A 981-nucleotide genomic window follows, 5' to 3' on the forward strand; every position below is an offset into this window, starting at 1 on the left:
CAGCCGAACGCGGTTACGTCGACGCCGTCATCCCGCCCTCCGAAACCCGCCGCCACCTCGTGCGCGGCCTGCGCCAACTCCGCACCAAGCGCGAGTCCCTCCCCCCGAAGAAGCACGGCAACATCCCTCTCTAGGCTCCAGGAACTGCCATGACGATCAAAGTCGTAAGGGGAAACCCGACTCCGGAGGAGCTGGCCGCCGCCCTGGCGGTGGTCCGCGCCCGCGCGGCAGCGTCCGCAACCGTGCCGGAGCGGCCCGAGCAGCCCAACCAGTGGGCCGACAAGAAGCACAACATCCTCGGAAGCTCCCTCGCACAGCCCGGGCCGACAGCCTGGCGCACCTCTTGCTGGCCCCGTTGAACGAGCCGAGCCCTCCCAAGACCCCTGGAGCGCGCATGTATGCCCGCCAAGAAGACACGGAGCGGTCCGACACCGCCCCGGCACCGTACGCCCGCGTGGTGATCGCCGAACGCGGCCTCGTCGAACACGGCACACCAGGATGCGCCCCGGCCTCGCGTGACGAAGGCTGTGACGTGACCCGCGCCGACCTGAACCAGGCACCGGCACACATCGTCGCCGTCGTCATCACCCAGGACGTGCCGAGCACACAACCCGCCGGACCTTCGGGTGCCCACCTGCCGATGGTGGACGCGATGATCGAGCGGCTGGAGCGAGAAGAGGCAGGCGGCGGCCGCGTTCTTGTCGGAGGCATCGTCCCGGCGGCCGGTGGTCTCGCGCTGGACAACGTGAAATTGGACGTGGCCTCCCATTCCCACTCGGACAGCGGCAGGGTTGTCGAGGGGGAGCGGCGGCTCACCGTACCGGTGGACATGGTGTTGGAGTGGGCATGCTGACCAAGGTGTTGATCGCCAACCGAGGCGAAATCGCTGTCCGCGTCGCCCGGGCGTGCCGGGACGCCGGGATCGCGAGCGTGGCCGTGTATGCCGATCCGGACCGGGACGCGCTGCATGTGCGGGCCGCG

Annotated in this window: 4 protein-coding genes; all 4 read left to right on the forward strand. The window is 69.6% G+C overall.

Going from position 1 to position 981, the window contains the following annotated elements; genetic code table 11:
• Positions 1 to 134 (forward strand): carboxyl transferase domain-containing protein (locus RM704_RS44530; protein WP_311593545.1); only part of this gene is annotated, 134 nt, incomplete at its 5' end.
• A 15-nt stretch (positions 135 to 149) separates the two neighbouring features.
• Positions 150 to 359, forward strand: a complete 210-nt coding sequence (locus RM704_RS44535) for an acyl-CoA carboxylase epsilon subunit (protein ID WP_078937089.1) — start codon at positions 150 to 152, stop codon at positions 357 to 359.
• Positions 360 to 454: 95 nt separating this feature from the next.
• The gene (locus RM704_RS44540; protein WP_157856682.1) at positions 455 to 853 is read left to right on the forward strand and encodes a hypothetical protein; all 399 of its coding nucleotides are present in this window, start codon (positions 455 to 457) and stop codon (positions 851 to 853) included.
• The coding region (locus RM704_RS44545) for a biotin carboxylase N-terminal domain-containing protein (protein ID WP_311593563.1) at positions 850 to 981 on the forward strand (132 nt) is incomplete at its 3' end. The genes RM704_RS44540 and RM704_RS44545, both read left to right, overlap by 4 nt.

Source organism: Streptomyces gottesmaniae, from assembly GCF_031845845.1.
In the GTDB taxonomy this organism is placed as follows: domain Bacteria; phylum Actinomycetota; class Actinomycetes; order Streptomycetales; family Streptomycetaceae; genus Streptomyces; species Streptomyces akebiae.